The sequence below is a fragment of the Niallia endozanthoxylica genome (assembly GCF_008710145.1).
GTDB classification, from domain to species: domain Bacteria; phylum Bacillota; class Bacilli; order Bacillales; family Cytobacillaceae; genus Bacillus_BD; species Bacillus_BD endozanthoxylica.
On the sequence record NZ_VYKL01000022.1, the window covers coordinates 161691 to 183230 of the forward strand.

The following is a 21540-nucleotide window of genomic DNA, read 5'->3' on the forward strand; positions in this document are numbered from 1 at the left end:
AAAATGTGATTCTTTTCAGAATATTCTTAGTATAACATTATCAATATCAAAACAGTACTTATTTATAAACTAGTTTAGGAAAGGAATGAGAAATCATGATTAAAAAAACTCTTGATGAAAAAGCATTTCAACTTTTAAAAGAAAAAATGGACAAAGGGTTGTTCCCGCAATGGGTATTAACGGATCCGGACATTTATGAATTAGAAAAAGAAAATATTTTTGGCCGAACATGGCAATTCCTTGCACATGAATCAGAATTAAAAGAGCCAGGGGACTATGTTACAAGATGGATGGTTAATGATCCAGTTATTGTCTCAAAAAATCGAGAGGGAGAAATTAAAGCTTTCTTGAATTCCTGTTCCCATCGCGGTGTTCATCTATGTACTGCTGATCGCGGTAATAAGAAAACGTTTACATGCCCTTATCATGGCTGGAGTTACAATTTAGAGGGGGAGTTAATCGGAATCGTAGCTGGAAATAAAGTGTATGGAGGAGAAATGGATAAAGGTGATTGGGGATTACGGGAAATTCCTCAGATTGCTTCTTATCAAGGGATGATTTTTGGGAATCTGGATAAAGACGCAATATCTTTAGAGGATTACTTAGGAGAAATGAAATGGTATTTAGATCTTATGCTTGGCCGCAGTGATGGAGGAATGGAAGTAAGAGGATTGCCGCAGCGCTGGGTAGCCAAAGCCAATTGGAAAGCCACGGCAGAGAACTTCGCTGCAGATCCTTATCATGTTCAAACCACCCATCGTTCGACCGTTGAAATGGGAATCAGTCCAGAAGATCCACTTTATGCTGGCTATGGACATCAGGTTGTTATGGAAAATGGGCATGGAATTAATGTTATTACATCAAAGACAGGGAAAGCACGTGTGCCATTCCAAGCTACACCTGAATCAATGTGGCCTATGTTTGAAAAGAATTTAACGCCGGAACAGCTTGATATTCAATCAAGAGTAACAGTTTTTGTCGGCGGGATGTATCCGAATCTATCATTTGTCAGCCCGATTCATGGGACAGAGGGGCACTTGCATAATTACTTGAACTTTAGACTTTGGAGACCGATTGGTCCAGATAAAGTGGAGGTTTGGTGTTGGTTTATGATTGATAAATCAGCTCCTGAAGAATATAAAGAGGCTGCGTATAGAGGGTATTTAGGTTCTTTCGGTCCAACTGGAACTCTTGAAGTGGATGATACAGAAAACTGGGCACGGATTGTAGAAGTGAGCAGTGGATTAATGGCTCGTGATAAGCATTTGAATTATAACAGCATTAACAATTATTTAATGGGCTTCGAACGTGTTGAACCTGATTCAAACTTTCAGGGACCTGGTACAGCCTACCCAACTACGTATATTGATGCAATTGCCAGAAGCATGCATGAACAGTGGTTTAAATTGATATCTGAAGGAGTAATGATGAAGGAGGAAATAGTATGACTGAGGTGAAAAGTCCAGTATCAGCAGAACTTCATCTTGAAATTACGAACCTGCTATACCAAGAGGCATTTTATTTAGATAACGGAATGTATAAAGAATGGTTAGACTTACTGACAGAGGACCTTTCGTATCAAATGCCCGTCCGTGAAACAGTTGAAGGAGTGGGAGTCAATAATATTGCCACTGATATCGACTATTATCATGAAACAAAAATGTCTTTAACAACAAGGGTCAATAGACTTTATACAAAATCAGCCTGGGTAGAAAATCCAGCTACAAGGCAAAGGCATTTTGTATCCAATATTATGATTGAAGAAACATCAAACCCGAATGAATACAAAGTTAGAAGTTATTTCCTTTTTAAACGAAGCAGAGGTTCTCATCATGAAGTCGAACAATTATTTGGTGAACGTCATGATCTTGTTCGAAAAGTAAACAGTCAATGGAAAATCGCAAAAAGATTTATCAAACCAGACCAAGCAGTCATTACAACAATGAATATGAGCATGTTTCTATAAAGGGAAAATTAAGACATATGAATAAAGTTGGCTCTTCTATCAATGAAGGCCGCCTTTATTCTATATCTATCATTCATTTTAGGAAGCATTAATAGATGAAACTGTCACATTTAATTTATATTAAAGTGGAGGGAATGCTATGTCAATTGAATTAAGTATGCTCGTACCTCATGCTCCAAGTCTCTGCCATGAGGATCAAGCCCCAGATTTCCAGCAAAGCATCGTGGCTGGTTTTAAAAAAGTGGCTAAACAAATTGAACAAATAAAACCGGATGTAATTGTATTAGTTTCTTGTCATTGGCCATCTACATTTGCCCATTATGTTGATTGTAACCCTGTTCATGAAGGATTTCTGACGGCACAAGAAGCTCCAGATATGATTAGTGATGTGCCGTATCATTATCCTGGTCACGAAGCTTTGGCTAATCAATTGGTTCAGGCTGGAAAAGCGACGAATATTCCGGTAGAAGGGGTCTATGGAAAGAATTTCGAATGGGATTATGGTACGTTGGTTCCTTTACGTTATCTTGTTCCAAATGAAGATATTCCTGTTATTAATCTATCTGTTACGTTAGCGGCTAATATTGAAGAAACCTATAAATGGGGGCAAACGATTGCCAAAGTTTTGCAGGAAACGGAGCAAAAAGTAGTTTTTGTGTCGAGCGGTGCTCTGTCCCATAATTTAGTCCGAGGAAGACACAATATGCCGACTGCTGCTGAGCATGCCCTTGATAAAGAGTTTGTTGATTTAGTAATGAATAAAGATTATCAAGCTGCCTATAGAATGCTGCCGCAATATGCAAGCATGGCAAAAGTAGAATCAGGGGGTCGTCATGTAGCGATGCTGCTAGGTGTAATTGATGAAGAGTGCACACCCGTTTATTTTGCAGATGGCCAATCTTCTGGAAGTTGGAATCCTCTCATCACATTTGAAAGAACAGAGGTTTCCAGTTTAAAAGAAAAAGCTGAACAAGAATATGTCAAGTAAATTCTATTTTCAATAAGGTTCTGGTGCAAAATAAGTTTTTGAGAATAAAGAACTGGTTGAGTTACTTTCTTCTGTAACAGGAAGCTATTTCGAATAGCTTATGTATAAGCTCTAATTGATATAAGGACAGACTTCACCTGTTAGTGGAGCTGTCCTTTTTTCATCATATACAAGGCTTCGTTTGGTCTATAGTCATCCACCCAATTAATAATAGCCTGTTTCCAAAGGTGCTTGGCTTTAATGGACTTTGTAATCACTTCATGCTTGTATAAATATGGATGGCGTCTCTTAGGAATTCAGTTGCACCTGGCTGAACCTTGTCATAATAGGCTTTGAAGCGTTCGTCATCTACATACATTTGCGCCAGACCTGCATGAGCTTCCTTGCTGTATTCATGCCAATAGAAGCAAAGCCATTGTTTGTGAAAATCTGCTGTTTTTTGTGCCAGCTCACTATTAGGGTCACCTGTTGCCATTGCCTGTTCTAATGTTTCTAGGACCTGTTCTGCCAACTGGGTTACTTTTTCATAATCTTCCTGTGACATATTCATGAATTTTTCATTGGATTTATTAACCTTATCTTCACCATATTTTTGGCGGATTTCTTCACTGTATTTCTTTTCGTTCTCCTCGACCATTTTTTCCTTAAAGCCTTCAAACTTTTCTTTGTTAGACATAGTTATTCTCCCTTCTTTCGATGAAATCGTTTGATTGACATTGTCAATCAACCTATCTAATTGGTTTCTTTTTTCAAGGAGTTTTTGCAGATGCTCTTTAAGTGCGTTCATGCCATCAAATGAAGGGTCCGTTACAATTTCTTTTATGTTGTTTAATTCTAAACCTAATTCTCTAAAGAAAAGAATTTGCTGCAGCATGTCAACTTCAGTTTGACCATAAATTCGATAACCTGATGAATTGATTCTTGCCGGCTTAAGAATCCCGATTTCATCATAGTATCGAAGGGTTCTCGTACTAATTCCTGCGAGTTTTGCTAGTTTTTGCACGGTATATTCCATCAACTGAAACCTCCTTGTAATGAAACGATACACCTTTACGTAACGTCAATGTCAATGGGTCAGAGGCTAATTTTTTATTTGGAGGATTATGTTAACGCATCATGTTGGTAAGCCAAATTTTTGACTCACCCGTGAGAAATAGACATTTCTCACGGATGAGTCAAAAATTAATCTTGTTAATAAACAAATTATTCAGAAAAAATATCAATTAGAGAGTTAACGGTAAAGATGGGGGATTAAAGTGGTTGAATATTTGGTTGCTGACAGTAAAGGGAAAGGTCTGCAATGTTTCCTTTCCCTTTTTCCTTTTATTTATTGTGGTTTTTAAATTTCACGTAGTGCACTTTCTATATCTCTAAATCCGTGGATATCCTCTCGCTGCGGTTCATCAGACTCAATTGTCCACTCATTTTTAATAGGAGTTAATTCTCCCTTATCGTTCTTTTTAAATGGAGTGTGTATATGATAGGTTTTACCTTCTTTTCTGGCAGTATATCCAATATAATATTGATCATCCTGTCCTTCTTCTTCAAAAATCCCGATATCCTCAATGCCGAATTTATCGATATAGGGTTGGTAGGATTGTTGTAAATCATTGATGATTTGCTCTCTCGTTAAATATTCCATTCTTTTCATTCCCTTCCTCATTCATAGCTATCTTTAATATGACCTTCTTTAATAATCTTAATCGTATCTTTCTATTTTCTTTTCTATCCATTACGAAAATTATATTCCAAAAATTGTTCTGATTTTTAATATAATTACAATAACGGATAATCAGGGTATATGGTATTCTATTACTATCCCTAACTAAAGAAACTTTCTTTAGAATAGGCAAAAAAATAATAATAAAGGAAATAATTGAATATTAGGTTAATAATTGGAGGCTATATGAAATTTAGGACAAAGCTCTATACGAGTATCGGCTTAATTATACTGCTTATATCTATCAGCGTTATCTATCTAATGAATATGCTTGAACAATCAATGGTTAATATGCATGTTGTTGTGAATGACTTGTATGCTCGAATTGAAATTGCCGCTGAAATTAAGAGTGGCACCGAGCGATCAAATCGGCTAGGTCGGGAGATTATTGAAAATCAATTATATGAAGATTCAGCAGTGGTTAATAATTGGCAAAGCTCGAAATTGCAAATCAGCCAAAATATTGAGTTATTGAAGGAAATGGATAAACAGGAAATATCAAAAGAATTAATTGAGAAATATCGAGCACTTCATAACTCTAATCTTGAAACCATTCAACAAGTAATAACGATGAAAAAGGTAAGTCAAAGTGTAGAAAATACAGAAGTTCTCTTTAAGGATATAAAGCTTAATCAGGAAAGAATGCAGCAAATATCCAGTCTTCTCGTTGGATTGCAAGAGCAAGAAATGAAAAATGAACTTTTTAGATCACGGGAAACCTATAATAAAGCTGTTACCATTATCTATTTTTATTTAGCTATTAGCCTTTGCTCTGGGGCTGCTCTCATTGTTTTCATTATTAGAAGCATGACGAAGAACCTTAGGAAAGTTGTTACAGTTATGGAAAGTGTGAATGATTCTAATGTTGACAATCTGCCAAGGATTGAGGTCTCGACAAAGGATGAAATTGCTTCTATTGCCAATGCTTATAATAAAATGGTGGTAGATTTGGAAAATCACAGCCAGCATGAAAGACAGCTGTTGGCCGAGGCCGAGGCGCACAGCTGGCACCAATCGAGAATTGCTGAAATCGTTAAGATTTATCCTGAAGCAAAGGACATCCGAATGCTGGGTGAATTATTAATGTCAAAGCTTGTGCCAATGGTCGGGGCCAATTTTGGTGCATTTTATTTTAAGAAACATGATGGTGAAAAAACATTTTTAAAAAGAGTGGCTGGCTATGCCATTACAAATGAGCAGAAGGAATATGAGGTCTTTCAAATGGGAGAGGGGCTTATCGGGCAATGCGCGCTGGAAAAGCAGCCGATTCTCTTGAATAAGGTTCCAAAGGAATATATAAAAATTCGTTCAGGAATAGGAGATATACTACCAAGGAATAGTATCATTCTGCCTGTTTTATTTGAGAATGAAGTACAGGCTGTTATTGAAATTGCTGCACTCGATACGTTTGAGTTCAGTCATATCATGCTGCTAGAGGAAGTAGCGGCTACACTCGGAATTACAATTAACAGCATTTCAAACCATATGAAAGCGGAACGACTGCTTCAGGAATCTCAAAGTTTAACAGAAGAACTCCAAGTCCAATCTGAAGAACTGCAGCTGCAGCAGGAGGAGCTGCGGACAACGAATGAAAAGCTTGAGGAACAATATGCTGCTTCTGAACAAAAGAAAACAGAGCTGGAGGTTGTTAAGGAAGCTCTTGAAGAAAAGGCTATGCAATTAGAAGTGAATTCAAAATATAAATCAGAATTTCTTGCTAATATGTCCCATGAGCTTAGAACCCCATTGAATAGTTTACTTATTTTAGCGCAAATCCTTGCTGAGAACGGGGAGGGGAATCTAACAGAGAAACAAAGGGAATATTTAAGTACGATTTATTCCTCAGGCAATGATTTGCTTCTATTAATCAATGATATTTTAGATTTGGCAAAGGTAGAGTCGGGAAAGTTAGAAATTAGTTATGGCAAAGTGGAGCTAAAATCTATTAAAGAGCAGCTCATGAGGCAATTTTCTCCACTTGCTGAGCAAAAGGGGTTGGATTTCTATATTCAACTGGAGCCGGATGTACCTTTATATTTTTATAATGATGAACATCGATTATTACAAATTGTTAATAATTTGCTATCAAATGCGTTTAAATTCACTGAACGTGGCAGTGTTTCACTTGTTATTCACAGCTTGCATATGGGAGACAGCCTGCTGGAAGCAAAGCTCAATAAGGTGGAAGAAAGATTGTTGGCATTTTCTATAATTGATACAGGGATTGGCATACCGCAGGAAAAACATGCTGCTATATTTGAAGCTTTCAGCCAGGCGGACGGAACAACAAGCCGGAAATATGGCGGAACTGGTTTAGGGTTATCGATTTGTCGAAATCTAGCCTCTATGCTGGGCGGCTATATTGAGTTATCAAGTGTAGAAGGTGAAGGAAGCAAATTTACACTCTATCTGCCTGTGCAACAAACAGATAGAGAAATAGACCTGCTGCCCCATGTTAAGGAAGCTGCAGCTGCTATTGAGAATAACTATGATTCCATTCATGACTTGAATCAAGCAACAGAAGAGAATAGCAGTCAAGAGGCCGAAGAGCATTCTGCTTTAAGAAATAAAAAGGTTCTTATTGTTGATGACGATATTCGAAATGTTTATGCCTTAACCATTGCGCTTGAGAAAGCTGAAATGGAAATAATTGAAGCGGAAAATGGCTATGAAGGGATTGAAGTGCTGCTTGCAAATCCTGATACAGATATCATTCTAATGGATATTATGATGCCTGAAATGGATGGTTTTGAGGCAATTAGAAGAATACGACAATTACGTGAGTTCGAAACATTACCGATTATTGCGTTAACGGCTAAAGCGATGAAAAAAAGCAGAGAAGACTGTCTAGCTGCAGGAGCCAATGATTACATTAGTAAGCCTCTGAACATTGATCAATTATTTTCACTCATGAATGTATGGTTATATAAAAAGAGAGGATAACATACAACAAAGAGAGGATAACATACAACAATGACTGAAAAGATTCAGGAACAAAAGAAATATGAAGAAATTGAGAAAATAGAGATTGATTTATTGCTTGAAGCTATTTATCGGCTTTATGGCTATGATTTTAGAAATTATGCGGATTCCTTTATTGAAAGGAGAATAGCTAATCGAGTTCAGAAGGAGAAACTGACAAGTATTTCTGCTCTCCAGGAAAAAATCCTTCGTGATTCTACTGTCATGAGGAAGTTATTCTCCGACTTTTCTATAAATGTTACCGAGATGTTTCGCGATCCTCCGTTTTTTAAGTCTTTCCGAGAAAATATCATTCCTATCATAAGGGAGTATACAAATATTCGGATTTGGCATGTCGGCTGCTCAACGGGTGAAGAAGTGTATTCAATGGCTATTCTATTACAGGAAGAAGGTCTTTATGAAAAAGCAATGATCTATGCTACTGATATAAATGCGAGAATACTAGAACGAGCGAAAAAAGGAACGTTTTCTTTAGCACATATGCAGCAGTACACGAAAAATTATATGGAAGCCGGAGGAACACGAGCTTTCTCAGAGTATTACAAGGCAGTGGGAGAACAGGTTGTTTTCGATCCGCTTTTGCAAAAGAATATTGTCTTTGCTGAACATAACTTAGTGACAGACTCATCGTTTCATGAGTTTGATATTATTATTTGTCGTAATGTCTTAATCTACTTTAATAAAACATTGCAAGATGAAGTTCACAAGCTTTTATATGAAAGTCTAAGCTTATCTGGTTTTCTTGGTCTAGGTAAGAGAGAGGGGATTAGATTTACTACGTATGGAAAATGTTATGAAGAATTCGACACAGCTGAAAAGATATACCGAAAAATTCAATAGTACCCTTCCTCAAAAGGTGAATATTTTAATGGTGGATGATCATCCGGAAAATCTATTAGCGCTAGAGGCTGTGCTTTCATCACCGGATTATCATTTAGTCAGTGCTACTTCTGGGCAGAAAGCATTGAAGCACCTTATTAATCAGGAATTTGCAGTTATTTTACTGGACGTTCAAATGCCGGGATTAAATGGTTTTGAAACGGCTAAGCTGATTCGGGCGAGGGAGAAAACAAAGCATACACCGATTATTTTTCTGACGGCTATTAGCCAGGAAAACCAACATGTCCAGCTTGGGTATGAGGTTGGAGGAATCGATTATATATTTAAACCATTTCAACCGGAAACATTGAAAAAGAAAATAGAAAAATTTGTTGAAATCTACCAAAAGCATAAAGAAAAGATTTATCTAAACGAGCGGCAGCATATAATCGAGCTTGAAAAAAAGGTAGAGGAACGTACGTTAGAGCTTCTATCTACAAATGAAAAGCTGCAGCAGGAAATTGCAGAGAGAAAGAAGATTACTGACCATCTGTTTGTTTCACAGGAACGGTTTCGCAAAATATTTGAATCTAGTCCTAACCTGATGGCGATTGTATCGTTAGAGGATGGAATCTATCTCGACGTTAATGCGAGTTGGTTACAATTTACGGGATATCAGTACAATGAATTGTATAATCAAAAAATGAATTTCGAGGACTTTATGGAGGAAGCAAACGGTCAAGTGATTCATTTAGGAGATCCTATTCGTAATATTAAAATTCAATACAAAACAAAAAACGGAGAATTGCGGGCCGGTTTGTTGTCATCAGAATTAATTGATATTGACCCGGAACCTTGTGTATTGTTTGTTTTGACAGATATTACAGAAAGAGACCTTTTAGAAAAAGGGTTAACCCGATTGGATCGATTAAATTTAATTGGTGAAATGGCGGCCGGAATTGCTCATGAAATTCGTAATCCGATGACAACTGTTTACGGGTTTTTACAAATAGCTAAGACGAATGAGGTATCAAAAGACATCATTGAACTGATGCTGGATGAATTAAACCGGGCTAACTCTATTATTACCGAGTTTTTAAATTTAGCTAAGAATAAAGTCAGCTATAAAAAGAAGCATCAAATAAACTCCATTATTGAGGCTTTATTTCCATTGATTCAGGCAGAAGCCCTTAGAGCGAATAAACAGGTCGTTTTAGATTTACAGCCATGTTCTGAGATTTTCATAGATGAGAAGGAAATTCGTCAATTAATCTTAAATATGGCTTTAAATGGGCTGGATGCTATGACGTCAGGAGGAAAGCTGACGATTACAACCTTTGCAAAAGAACAAACAGTCATATTAAACATAAAAGATCAGGGAACAGGAATCAGCCCTGAAGTGTTGGAAAAGATAGGTACTCCGTTTTTTACGACTAAGGATAACGGTACCGGGCTTGGACTAGCGATTTGCTATAGTATTGCTAAGCGTCATCAGGCAGAAATTGAGATTAAAACTGGACATAGCGGGACGACCTTTTCCATTACGTTTCTCGCCGATTAATAAGAGGTTGACAGGGTTCAGATTGTTCACCATGAAGAAGGGAGGTATAGAATGACTGTTATTCGTAAACGACTTCTCTTATCATTATTTACTCTCGTTGTCCTATTGGCAGGGATATTCGTCTATCGACAAGTGTTTAAGGAGAAGCCAAAGGTTATTGTTGTGGTAAAAGAAGAAGAATTAGAATTTTGGGAAATCGTCACAGCTGGAGCAGACAAAGGGTTTGAGGATTTTGGGATAGATGGAAAAGTTCTTGCACCGAAGAATGGACTGCCAGAGGAACAAAATAAAATATTAGACAGTGCTCTAAAAGAAAATCCTGATTTATTAATTGTCTCACCTTTGGGTACAGGGGTTATTCCAAAATTAGAAAAGTATGTTGACAGAAACATACCGGTATTACTCATGGATTCGAATGCGCCATGGGAACATAAAACCGCTTATATCGGAACAGATAATCGTATATTAGGGGAGAAGGCGGGAATCCTAATGGCTTCAGAACTCCAGCCTGGTGAAAAGGTTGCCCTTATTGGAAGACGGGAGTCCTTTGCTGAAATGGACCGATTGATAGGTGCTAGAAAAAGCTTAGAAGCAGCGGGGATTCAAATTGCAGGAGAATATGGAGATTTGCCTCTCGGGAATAAAATCAATCAAGAAGTCAAAAAATTAATGGCAGATATCATTAAGGAACACCCTGATCTTAAAGGAGTTATCACGACAACGGATTATTTGGCTCTTCCAGCATTAGATAGCATTTACGAGCATGGTCTTGAATTACCGGTAACCGGAACCGATGGTATCAGGGACATGCTTAAAAATATTAAGGAGGGAAAACTCTCCATTTCAGTATCGCAAAACCCATATGATATGGGGTATATAAGTATTGAAACAGCAGATAAAGTGCTAAGAGGCGAGAGGATAAAACAGAATATAGATAGTGGAGTAGATATTATTACAAAAAGTAATGCTGAGCAGCGCCTGGAATTTTATAATAATATATTAAAATGATCTTATTTTCTTTTAAAGTCCCCATGTTATGTGAGGGACTATTTTTTTACTTTAGAGTTGATATAGTACATTTTAAATATGTAATCTAAAGAAAAAATAAACTGAAAAGTGGGGAAGAGTATGTTAGAGCTTGCTGATAAATATCCAATCATTTCAGACATGCAAAAAGGTCAGGAGGTTATTTGGTTTAACCCTAAGATTAATTGTGATGAAACAATTGACCTTACAGATGCAGATATTGAAGATGCACGTCAAAGAGTTGAGCGATTTGCCCCGTATCTAAAAAAGGTATTTCCTGAAACAGCCGAAAATCAAGGAATCATTGAATCGGCGTTACAGGAGACTCCAAGGATGAAGGCTGCTCTTGAAACCTATTATGAAAAAGAGCTGGAAGGAAGGTTGTTTGTAAAATGTGATAGTCACCTTCCCATTTCTGGATCTATTAAAGCAAGAGGCGGTATTTATGAGGTATTATTTTTTGCGGAAAAGATTGCCCTTGAGGAAGGAGACTTAACCATCGCAGACGACTATTCGATTCTAGCCGGTGACAAATACAAGCAGCTTTTTTCGAACTATTCCGTATCAGTAGGGTCTACAGGGAACCTTGGTTTAAGTATTGGGATTATAAGTGCAAAGCTCGGTTTCAATGTAACGGTACATATGTCTGCTGATGCAAGACAGTGGAAAAAGGATTTACTGCGAGAAAAAGGAGTCATTGTAATTGAGTATGAAGTCGATTATGAAAAAGCTGTAGAGGAAGGCAGAAAACAAGCGAGTCAAAATCCGAACTGTCATTTTATCGATGATGAAAACTCTAAAATTCTCTTCTTGGGATATGCGGTTGCAGCTAAGCGGGTTGAATCTCAATTGAAAGAACGGAATATCACAGTTGATGCAGAGCACCCATTATTTGTTTATCTGCCTTGCGGAGTGGGAGGAGGGCCAGGAGGGGTAGCCTTTGGACTCAAACAAATATATGGCGAGCATGTTCATTGCTTTTTTGCCGAACCTGTTCAGGCACCGTGCATGCTGTTAGGGGTGATGACAGGGCTGCAAAATAAAATTTCTGTTCAGGATATTGGATTGACGGGAAGAACAGCCGCAGATGGTTTGGCAGTGGGCAGGGCATCAGGCTTTGTGGGTGAGGTTGTCGGCAAGAGGCTGGATGGCATTTTCACGGTAGAGGATAACCAGCTTTTTCAATTTCTCTCTTTATTAGCAAAGGAAGAACACATTGAAATTGAACCTTCAGCAGCAGCGGGATTTCCCGGATATTTTTATACCCAAAATAACCAGAACTATTATAACCGAATCGGCCGGCAGGCAATGAATCAATCAACCCATATTGTCTGGGCAACAGGAGGAAGTATGGTGCCAAAGGATGAAATGAAGGGATATATTGAAAAAGGGAATATATTGAGAAAGGATCAATCATAAGGCATCCCGTTTGACTTGCCCACTCATTGGACATCTCTCCCGCATATTCTACAAAAGGTAAGAAAAATTTAAAAGAAAAGGGAGAGGTATGATTATGATGGATCCAAGGCAATTTGGCGGACATCACGGTGGTCATCATGGAGGACATCACGGAGGACATCACCACGGTCACCATCACCATGGCCACCATCATCATGGTCACCATCATGGTGGATATTATGGATCTGGTGCACCATTTGTTGGGGGACTATTAGGGGGGCTGACTCTGGGAGCATTGGCAAATCCGGGAGTTGGCTACGGAGGCTATCCATACCCAGCCCCATATCCATATCCAACACAATACAATCCGTATGCTGGATACCCGTACTACTAAGGTTTAATTAATACCCTTATAGAAATCCCCTCTTTATTCAGTTATACAATTGAATAAGGAGGGGATATTTATTTCTAAAAAACCTTTCTTTTTTGAAGGATGTGGATAGTTGTATTTGATGTGCTGCATTTAATGATTAGAATAAATCCTGCCGCTAATAGACTGCAAAGAAAGGCTATGATTCCTATCCAAGAGAAGTGATTCCAGAAATAACCTCCCAACGTGCCGACAAAAGAAGAACCTAAATAATAAAATAGTAAATAAAGTGAAGAGGCCTGCGCCTTATTTTCTTTAGCATGTTCGGTTACTAAGGCACTGACAATCGAATGGGCCGCAAAGAAGCCAAATGTAAATATGGAGATACCGATAATCTTAACAATTAAATGAGGAAACAGAGTGATAACTGTCCCTGTAATGGTAATCATAAATGACATTTTTAGGACCAAGTATGTTCCATATTGCTTTGCTTTCTTGCCCATATAAATGGAACTAAAGGTACCAAATAAATACACGATAAAAATAAGACCAATGATGGTTTGACTTAAGTTAAATGGCGGCTGCATGAGGGAGAAACCGATATAATTGTACATGGTTACAAAACTTCCCATTAATAAAAAGCCAAGAATAAATAAATAGTTAATATTTTTATTCAACAGATGCATTTTATAGGATGGCCATATGGATTTCCATTCTACTTTTCTTTGAACAGGAGTACTTGATGCAGGAAGGGTATACCAAAAGAAAAGACTTAATCCTAGTGAGATAACCCCAATAGCGGCAAAAGCCAGTCTCCACGAAAATAGATCTGTTAATAAACCGGTGAAAAGTCTGCCGGTCATCCCTCCAATACTTGATCCGGAAATATAAAAACCCATAATCATCACACTGTCTTTAGGACTGAATTCTTTGCCAATAAAGGCCATTGCAATGGAGGGAACACCTGCAACAAAAATTCCTAGTAACGCTCTAAGAATTAATAACATCATAAAACTATTGCTCAAGGATGTTAAGATCCCAAGAATAGAGGTGAGAACCATCGAAATGACCATGATTCTTTTCATCCCTATTTTCTCAGAGAGAGTGGCGGCCGCTAACATCGAAAAGGAGAGTAAACCGGTCGTAAATGATAATGTTAGACTGGCAGCCGGTGCAGAAACATGAAAATCCTTTGAAAAGAGCGGTAATGTTGGCTGAACAGTATAGATAGCAGCAAACGTTACGAGACCTGCAATGAGAAAGGCAAGCTTTGCCCGTTTAAATTCCTTTGTACCTGCTTGAATCAAATTCATGGCAATCCCTCATTTCCATTCATTACATATGATTCTTTACTATACGCTGTGATATCTTATGTGTCTAATTTATAATAATCATAAGTACCATGCGTTTTTGTTATGAACAGGAGAGGGCGATAGTATGGAATGGCATCAGTTAGAAAATTTTATTGCTGTAGCAAAACATAAGCATTTTACAAAAGCTGCGAAGCATCAATCCATTTCACAGCCAGCCTTAAGCCGATCCATCATAAAGTTGGAACAGGAATTAGGCGTACCGCTGTTTTTTCGTGATGGAAAAACCGTACGGCTGACTAGATATGGTGAACTCTTTTTAAGAAAAGCACAGCAGGCACAAGTAGCCATTCAAGAAGGGATTGAGGAGATACAGGAAAAAGTCGCAGTAGATACAGGGGAAATATCCGTTGCTTTTCTACATACACTAGGACCGCATTTAATTCCAAATCTTATTGCAAGTTATAAAAAACTATATCCAAATATCACTTTTCAGCTTTATCAAGGTGCGAATGATTATGTACTGAGCCAGGTTGAAAAAGGAATTGCGGATATGTGTTTATCTGTACCGAGGGCTCAAAACGACCGGATTCAATCAATGGTTTTACGTACAGAAAAGTTATATGTAGCCGTTCCAAAGAATCATAAGCTTGCCCATCAAACGTCTGTTTCGTTTAAGAGTTTAAAAGAGGAAGAATTTATTTGCTTTAAAAAGGGGTTCGGACTACGCTATATTTTTGATGAAATGTGTTCTCATTTAAATATGAATCCAACCATCACCTTTGAAGGAGAGGAAGCCGCAACCGTTGCTGGTTTTGTCATGAAAGAGCTTGGTATAACAGTGCTGCCAAAAATCGGTGATATGATGTTTGATAATCTCTGTTTTCTTGAAATTTCGGATTATCCCTGTCAAAGAAGGATTGCATTGTCTACTTTATCGGACCTGACGTTGTCTCCTGCAGCGAAAAGGTTTAAGTCATTTGTGATTGAAAATTTTTCAACCTTTGATATGGAACAGTAAGTTGGGTTGTTTCTAGATATAAATTTGCGGTAGAATGAAAGACGGTAAATATATTGATATAATTTCAGGTTAATATTTTAACTTCATTCAGCAGAAGGTCTCCACTTCTAAAGCTAAGGGATGAATGTAAAAAGCTCTCTGATTCAGTGAGGTTCAAACCCCGGCTGAATGAAGTTAAGCCTCCGGCGGATGCCTCGGATTTTTTAGAGGTAGTTTATCGAGCGAGCTCGATAAAAATCCGGGCGCAAATTCGATGGGACGAATTTGATTAGAATGGATAAAAGAAGCCGTTTTTTTACCTTTTCGGTAATAAAACCGGCTTTTCCTGCGTTAGTAGTATATTAGCCCAGTGATAGGGAGAATGTGATATGAATGGAGTAATATCGAATCGGTTTCGATTTTTGGCTTTAGTTGTTACGGTTGCGGTTTCGGGTTTTTCACAGGGAATGTTAGCCCCCTTAATAGCCATTATTTTTGAACAAGACGGCATCTCTTCGTCTGTAAATGGACTACATGCTACATCCATCTATATTGGAATGCTGCTTGCCGCACCATTTATGGAAAAACCGATTAGGAAGTTTGGTTATAAGCCCATCCTATTGACTGGCGGGTTGATAGTGATAACGGCTCTTGCTTTTTTTCCATTATGGAAATCCATCTGGTTTTGGTTTGTCCTGCGTTTGTTAGTTGGAATCGGAGACAATATGCTTCATTTTGGAAGTCAGACATGGATTACCTCATTTTCACCCAGTCATAAAAGAGGGAGGAATATTTCGCTTTATGGTTTATTTTTTGGCTTAGGCTTTGCCGGAGGGCCTATGATAACTCGTTTTTTAGGGGTAAATGAGGCCTTGCCATTCATGATATCGGCGGGATTAAGCTTATTGGTTTGGCTGCCTATTCTTTTTTTAAAGAATGAGTTTCCGGAAAAAAGCGAAGAGGAGAGCTCATTCTTTAGTACATTCAGCCGTTTCGGCAAGGCATGGAAATATGGATGGATTGCATTTTTATTCCCATTTTGCTACGGTTTTTTAGAGGCTTCATTAAATGGGAGCTTTCCAATTTACGCCTTAAGGATTGGTATCGATGCTCATGATGTTGCTTTTATCCTGCCTGCCTTTGCGATTGGCAGCATTGTGTTTCAGCTCCCTTTAGGAATACTTAGTGATCGTTTTGGAAGAAGAAGGATTCTTATGGTTGCTTTAATCATCGGTTTAACATCGTTTATGGCTGCGGGGATGCTAGATAAATCGGTCATTGGATTAGCAGTTTGCTTTTTCATAGCTGGGATGCTAGTCGGTTCAACATTTTCTCTGGGCGTTTCGTATATGGTTGATTTAGTTCCCAAGCACCTGCTGACAGCGGGAAATATCATGTGCAGCATCCTTTTTAGTATTGGAAGTATCAGCGGTCCATTTGTTGGGGGGCTAATGATGCAATATGCAAAAGGGATTAACCTCTTTTTCACGATAAGTATGATGCTAGGAATTGTATTACTGGCGCTGCTTTCCTTTAAACCTAAAGTGGAATCAGCTAAATTAAACAAAACGGCTTAATGGACCCGAGTGTCAGGCACCGCAAAAAGACAACTGGCTAGAATCTGTCTTTTTACGGTGCCTGACACTCTTTTTTATTTAAAGTCTTATAGCTTCAAAAGTACGTATACTCTTGTCCTCCTGTTAATATGATGAAATGAGGAATTGGGTAGTCATTTTCGATTGTTATTTGATGAGGGGGAAAAGAGATGAAGGTTTGGAAAGGGAAAATAGTTTTACTATGTTTGCTCATTTTTATCATGATTTTCACCAGTGCCTGTAATTTTGGCAAAGAGGAGACGTCCGATGGAGCAAAGGAGAATTCAATCAAAATTGGAGTCTTAGCATCGCGGACAGGTGCATTAGAATCTTATGGGGAACAGACCGTACGCGGGTTTGAGCTTGGTTTAGATTATGCGACAGATGGAACAAGAGAAGTAGCCGGCCGGAAAATCGAGTTTATTGTGGAAGATACAGAGACAAAGCCAGAGGTGGCGGTCCAGAAAGCGACAAAGCTGTTGGAAGAGGATGAGGTTGATTTCCTAGTTGGTTCATCAAGTTCCGGTGATACATTGGCGGTGCTGCCGCTGGCAGAGGAATATGAAAAGATTATGGTCGTAGAGCCTGCGGTAGCTGATAGTATTACAGGTTCAGAGTTTAACCCGTATATTTTCCGTACAGCCCGCAACTCCTCGCAGGATGCAGTAGCCGGAGCAGCAGCAATAGCAACTAAAGGCGTAAAGATTGCTACACTTGCTCCGGATAACTCATTCGGCCGCGATGGCGTTGCTGCTTTTAAAGAGAGCGCTTTAAATCTGGGAGCTGAGATAGTTCACGAGGAATACGCCGACCCAGCTGCAACTGATTTTACATCGAATGTCCAAAAGGTAGTAGATTCCGACCCTGATTACTTATTTGTCATTTGGGCCGGGGCCAATACACCTTGGACTCAAATTGCTGATATGAAGGTACAGGAAAAGGGAATCAAAATTTCAACTGGTGCCCCTGACATTGCAGCCCTTGGTACAATGGAACCGTTAGTTGGAATGGAAGGATTTACCGTGTATTATCATGAGCTGCCGCAAAATAAAATCAATAATTGGCTCGTTGAAGAACATAAGAAACGCTTTGACGGCGATGTTCCGGATCTTTTCACACCTGGAGGAATGAGTGCAGCCATTGCGATTGTGGAAGCATTGAAGAAAACGGAGGGCGATACAGATACAGACATCTTGATTGAAACAATGGAAGGCATGAGCTTCGAGACGCCAAAAGGAGAAATGACCTTCCGTGAAGAGGATCATCAAGCCCTGCAAACCCTTTATGCGATTAAACTCGAGAGAAAAGAGGGCGTTCCGTATCCTGTCCCTGTCCTAGTCCGTGAATTGACTCCGGAAGAGACGGCACCGCCAATTAGAAATAAATAGAGTCAAAGTTACTAGGTTAAAGAAAATGGAGGCCGGACCAAATCAAAGTTCGGCCTCAGGTTATTCTCACGCAAGGTGGTGTTTTAGGATGAACAGTATAATCGAAACCCAAGGCCTGACAATATCGTTTGGCGGTCATACAGCAGTTGATTCCGTAAGTCTCTCCGTTCCGGCGAATCATTTTAAATCGATTATCGGTCCAAACGGTGCAGGGAAAACAACTTTTTTTAATTTATTAAGCGGACAATTGATGCCGACGAAAGGTGAGATTTTTTTTAAGGGTGAAAAGATAACGAATCTATCTCCTATCGAGAGAACGAGAAAAGGAATCGGCCGTTCCTTTCAAATTACAAACGTATTTCCTAACCTTACTGTGCTTGAAAATGTAAGGCTGGCCGTCCAATCGCAAGCAGGAATCCGTTACCAGATGTTGAAGCATTTTCGAAAATATAAAGAGTTTGAGTTAAAAGCGGAAGAATGGCTTGAGACTGTTTTGTTAGAAGCAAGAAAGGATATATTGGCAAAGAATCTTGCCCACGGGGAAAAGCGCAAATTAGAAATCGCGATGCTTCTTGCGTTAAATACAGAGGTGCTGTTACTGGATGAACCAACTGCCGGTATGTCATTGGAGGAGGTTCCAGCTATTTTAGACGTCATCAAACAGATAAAGGAAAAAGGGGACCGTACGATTCTTCTCATTGAGCACAAGATGGATATGATTTTGGATTTATCAGATTCTGTGATGGTGTTATTTAATGGGGGCTTACTAGCAGATGGAACGCCAGAAGAAATTATGAAAAATGAAACTGTCCAGTCCGCTTATTTAGGAGGTCATAAGGATGAGCGTACATCTTCGTCTACATGAAATAGAAACCTATATTGGTCAATACCATATCCTTCAGGGCATTTCCTTTGAAGTGAAGCAAGGGGAAGTCACTGTTTTATTGGGGAGGAATGGTGCAGGGAAAACGACAACATTGCGAACGATTATGGGTTTGAATCCGGCAGCGAAGGGTGTCATTGAATTTAATGGGGAAGAAATTCATAAAAATCCAACCTATAGGATTGCTCAAAAAGGGATTGGCTATGTTCCGGAGGACCAAGGGATTTTTGCCCAGCTGACAGTAGAAGAAAATATAAAGGTAGCCATTCAGAAGGACAATGCCATCACACAGGAAAGGCTTGACTATATTCTACATTTATTTCCTGATTTAAAAAAGTTCTGGAAACGGCAGGGAGGTTTATTAAGCGGCGGACAAAAACAGATGTTATCAATTGCGCGAGCATTTATCAATGATAATCAGCTTCTTTTGATAGATGAACCAAGCAAGGGGCTGGCTCCCATTATGGTCGAAAAGGTTATGGAATCAATCCTGCAAATGAAAGAGAAAACAACGATTGTGCTGGTAGAGCAAAACTTTATGATGGCGAGTACGATTGGAGATTACTTTTATATTATTGATGATGGTAAAACGGTACACAACGGGACGATGAATGTGTTGCGGGAGGATGAAGAAATGCGCCGCAAGTATTTAGGGATTGCTTGAGAGAGGGAGGAGGGACAGAAATGGATGTATTCGTCAATTTAACGTTAAATGGTCTGGCAACAGGGATGCTGATATTTCTTCTTGCTGCCGGTTTGACTTTAATATTTGGGTTGATGGATGTCCTTAATTTTGCTCATGGCGGTTTATTTGCCTGGGGTGCCTATAGCGGGATATGGATTTATTCTTCAACCGGCAGTTTTTTCATTGGAATGATTGGCGCTGTGGCAACAGGTTTTCTGTTGGGATGGATAACGGAGAAATGGATCATCAAGCCAGTATATGGGAATCACGTACAGCAAATTTTAATTACATTAGGACTTATGCTTGTGTTATCGGAGTTATTAAAAGTAGTCTGGGGACCCAATCAAATTTCAGCTTCTCCGCCTGATGTGTTGAAAGGAAGCTGGGAGGTAGCGGGAATTGTCATTATTAAATATCGTGTTTTCATCATTGCAATTGGGCTGCTGATGTTTTTTGCGGTTCAGTATATTTTAAAGAAGACAAAAATTGGTTTAGTTGTGCGTGCCGGTGTCATGAACAAAGAAATGGTTCAATCATTAGGAATCAATATTCAAAAGGTATTTATGTTCGTTTTTATGGCAGGTGCGGGAATGGCTGCTCTTGGAGGTGTTCTATTAGGACCTTATTCAGGTGTGATTCATGCAGGAATGGGAATGGAATTTGCAATCTTAGCGTTTATTGTCGTTGTGATTGGCGGCATGGGAAGTTTTCCAGGCTCCATTTTAGCTGCTATTCTAGTCGGACTTTCTGGCTCTTTTATGGCCTACTATGTACCCGATTTAAGTCTGGCAGTCAATATGCTGTTAATGGCTGTTGTCCTTATATTTAGACCGCAGGGACTATTCGGGTTGAAGGGATGAGACAATGTTGGGATTAAATAAGAAAACAAGCTATCTCTATTTGGTTGCCGCCCTTTTCCTCCTTATCTTTCCGTTTGTTTATGAATCACGAACATTATTAATTTTGCTGACCCAGGTGTTTATTTTTGCCATGTTTGCGATGAGCTACGATCTCCTGCTTGGTTATACAGGAATTGTTTCTTTCGGGCATGCGATGTTTTTTGGAATCGGCGCATACACGATTGGGATTTTTATGAAGAGCTACGAACCTTCCCTTTATTATTTGCTTCTAGCTTTTGTTGTGACAGTCCTATTAACCGGGATTATCAGCTTTTTCATTGGCCTGCTTACCCTCCGTTTGAAAAGCCATTTCTATGCTATGCTGACACTAGCCTTTTCCGGTTTATTTTTAGTTCTTGCTGAAAAATGGAGAAGCTTGACCTATGGGAATGATGGTTTTACTTTTAGAGTGCCTGATTTATTAAAGGACCGGACGGATTTTTACCTGATTTCTCTCGTTCTTATGATTTTAGTTTTTCTTCTATTAAGAAGGTTCATTCAATCACCGCTTGGTCGGGTTATTCAAGCAATAAGAGAAAATGAACAAAGAACAGAGTCGCTCGGATTTAATGTTCTTCATTATAAAATTATTGCCAGCGTGGTTTCAGGTGTGATAGCTGGTGTTGCGGGAATGCTCTATTCTATTTCACTAAGATTTGTAAATACGAGTGTTTTTTCAATTGATATTACCCTAGATGCTCTGCTAATGACGATTATCGGAGGTGTCGGAACGCTAGTCGGAGCGGTTATTGGATCAGGCATTATTGAATTCGCTCACCATTGGTTAACCGAAATGGCAAAAGTTCACTGGATCTTTGAAAGATGGATTATTTTATTTGGTATTATCTATATCCTTGTTGTTATGTTTTTCCCGCAGGGGATTGTGGGTACCTTAAAGGGTATGAAATTTAGAAAAAATAGACAGGAATCGAAATAATCATACGGAGCGG

The 21540-nt window shown here is 38.9% G+C and carries 19 protein-coding genes; 16 read left to right on the forward strand and 3 right to left on the reverse strand.

The annotated features are described in order from the left end of the window. Positions 1-95: 95 nt before the first annotated feature. From F4V44_RS15305 to F4V44_RS15315, 3 genes are all read left to right on the forward strand, one after another. Positions 96-1448: an aromatic ring-hydroxylating oxygenase subunit alpha gene (locus tag F4V44_RS15305; protein WP_150440887.1), complete on the forward strand. Its 1353-nt coding sequence runs from the start codon at positions 96-98 to the stop codon at positions 1446-1448. Then, the gene (locus F4V44_RS15310; RefSeq protein WP_150440888.1) at positions 1445-1966 is read left to right on the forward strand and encodes a 3-phenylpropionate/cinnamic acid dioxygenase subunit beta; all 522 of its coding nucleotides are present in this window, start codon (positions 1445-1447) and stop codon (positions 1964-1966) included. Before F4V44_RS15305 ends, F4V44_RS15310 begins: the two co-directional genes overlap by 4 nt. Positions 1967-2105: 139 nt before the next feature. Continuing rightward, positions 2106-2954: a DODA-type extradiol aromatic ring-opening family dioxygenase gene (locus F4V44_RS15315; protein WP_150440889.1), complete on the forward strand. Its 849-nt coding sequence runs from the start codon at positions 2106-2108 to the stop codon at positions 2952-2954. A 253-nt stretch (positions 2955-3207) separates the two neighbouring features. On the opposite strand, the gene F4V44_RS15320 is transcribed toward F4V44_RS15315, so the two are convergent. Beyond that, positions 3208-3969 (reverse strand): MerR family transcriptional regulator, encoded by a 762-nt coding sequence (locus F4V44_RS15320; protein ID WP_150440890.1) that lies wholly within the window; start codon positions 3967-3969, stop codon positions 3208-3210. A 324-nt stretch (positions 3970-4293) separates the two neighbouring features. Next, positions 4294-4605: a DUF5634 family protein gene (locus F4V44_RS15325; RefSeq protein WP_223881909.1), complete on the reverse strand. Its 312-nt coding sequence runs from the start codon at positions 4603-4605 to the stop codon at positions 4294-4296. 255 nt (positions 4606-4860) lie between these two features. Here F4V44_RS15325 and F4V44_RS15330 point away from each other — a divergent pair, with 255 nt between their 5' ends. The 6 genes from F4V44_RS15330 to F4V44_RS15355 all read left to right on the forward strand — a co-directional run bounded on the left by F4V44_RS15330 (position 4861) and on the right by F4V44_RS15355 (position 12854). Beyond that, positions 4861-7617, forward strand: coding sequence for an ATP-binding protein (locus F4V44_RS15330; RefSeq protein WP_150440891.1), 2757 nt, complete (start codon positions 4861-4863; stop codon positions 7615-7617). Between the two features lie 30 nt (positions 7618-7647). Beyond that, the gene (locus tag F4V44_RS15335; RefSeq protein ID WP_150440892.1) at positions 7648-8496 is read left to right on the forward strand and encodes a CheR family methyltransferase; all 849 of its coding nucleotides are present in this window, start codon (positions 7648-7650) and stop codon (positions 8494-8496) included. 28 nt (positions 8497-8524) lie between these two features. Continuing rightward, complete coding sequence (locus tag F4V44_RS15340; RefSeq protein ID WP_223881910.1) at positions 8525-10036, forward strand: response regulator; 1512 nt, start codon at positions 8525-8527, stop codon at positions 10034-10036. Between the two features lie 51 nt (positions 10037-10087). Next, positions 10088-11044, forward strand: a complete 957-nt coding sequence (locus tag F4V44_RS15345; RefSeq protein WP_150440894.1) for a sugar ABC transporter substrate-binding protein — start codon at positions 10088-10090, stop codon at positions 11042-11044. Between the two features lie 120 nt (positions 11045-11164). Continuing rightward, positions 11165-12481 carry a D-serine ammonia-lyase gene (locus F4V44_RS15350; protein ID WP_150440895.1) on the forward strand — a complete coding sequence of 439 codons (1317 nt, stop codon included), beginning with the start codon at positions 11165-11167 and terminating at the stop codon, positions 12479-12481. A 94-nt stretch (positions 12482-12575) separates the two neighbouring features. Continuing rightward, complete coding sequence (locus tag F4V44_RS15355; protein WP_150440896.1) at positions 12576-12854, forward strand: hypothetical protein; 279 nt, start codon at positions 12576-12578, stop codon at positions 12852-12854. 74 nt (positions 12855-12928) lie between these two features. On the opposite strand, the gene F4V44_RS15360 is transcribed toward F4V44_RS15355, so the two are convergent. After that, on the reverse strand, positions 12929-14143 hold the full coding sequence (locus F4V44_RS15360) for an MFS transporter (RefSeq protein WP_150440897.1): 1215 nt from the start codon (positions 14141-14143) through the stop codon (positions 12929-12931). A gap of 124 nt (positions 14144-14267) precedes the next feature. Here F4V44_RS15360 and F4V44_RS15365 point away from each other — a divergent pair, with 124 nt between their 5' ends. The 7 genes from F4V44_RS15365 to F4V44_RS15395 all read left to right on the forward strand — a co-directional run bounded on the left by F4V44_RS15365 (position 14268) and on the right by F4V44_RS15395 (position 21527). Further along, on the forward strand, positions 14268-15161 hold the full coding sequence (locus F4V44_RS15365) for a LysR family transcriptional regulator (RefSeq protein WP_150440898.1): 894 nt from the start codon (positions 14268-14270) through the stop codon (positions 15159-15161). A gap of 368 nt (positions 15162-15529) precedes the next feature. Then, on the forward strand, positions 15530-16717 hold the full coding sequence (locus F4V44_RS15370) for an MFS transporter (protein ID WP_150440899.1): 1188 nt from the start codon (positions 15530-15532) through the stop codon (positions 16715-16717). A gap of 188 nt (positions 16718-16905) precedes the next feature. Further along, a complete protein-coding gene (locus F4V44_RS15375) occupies positions 16906-18123 on the forward strand; it encodes a substrate-binding domain-containing protein (protein ID WP_150440900.1) in 1218 nt (405 codons plus the stop codon). An 88-nt stretch (positions 18124-18211) separates the two neighbouring features. Then, a complete protein-coding gene (locus tag F4V44_RS15380) occupies positions 18212-18988 on the forward strand; it encodes an ABC transporter ATP-binding protein (RefSeq protein ID WP_150440901.1) in 777 nt (258 codons plus the stop codon). Beyond that, positions 18963-19670 (forward strand): ABC transporter ATP-binding protein, encoded by a 708-nt coding sequence (locus F4V44_RS15385; RefSeq protein ID WP_150440902.1) that lies wholly within the window; start codon positions 18963-18965, stop codon positions 19668-19670. The genes F4V44_RS15380 and F4V44_RS15385 overlap by 26 nt, the downstream gene beginning before the upstream one ends. A gap of 20 nt (positions 19671-19690) precedes the next feature. Further along, positions 19691-20551 carry a branched-chain amino acid ABC transporter permease gene (locus tag F4V44_RS15390; RefSeq protein WP_150440903.1) on the forward strand — a complete coding sequence of 287 codons (861 nt, stop codon included), beginning with the start codon at positions 19691-19693 and terminating at the stop codon, positions 20549-20551. A 4-nt stretch (positions 20552-20555) separates the two neighbouring features. After that, positions 20556-21527 carry a branched-chain amino acid ABC transporter permease gene (locus F4V44_RS15395; protein WP_150440904.1) on the forward strand — a complete coding sequence of 324 codons (972 nt, stop codon included), beginning with the start codon at positions 20556-20558 and terminating at the stop codon, positions 21525-21527. Positions 21528-21540: the final 13 nt, after the last annotated feature.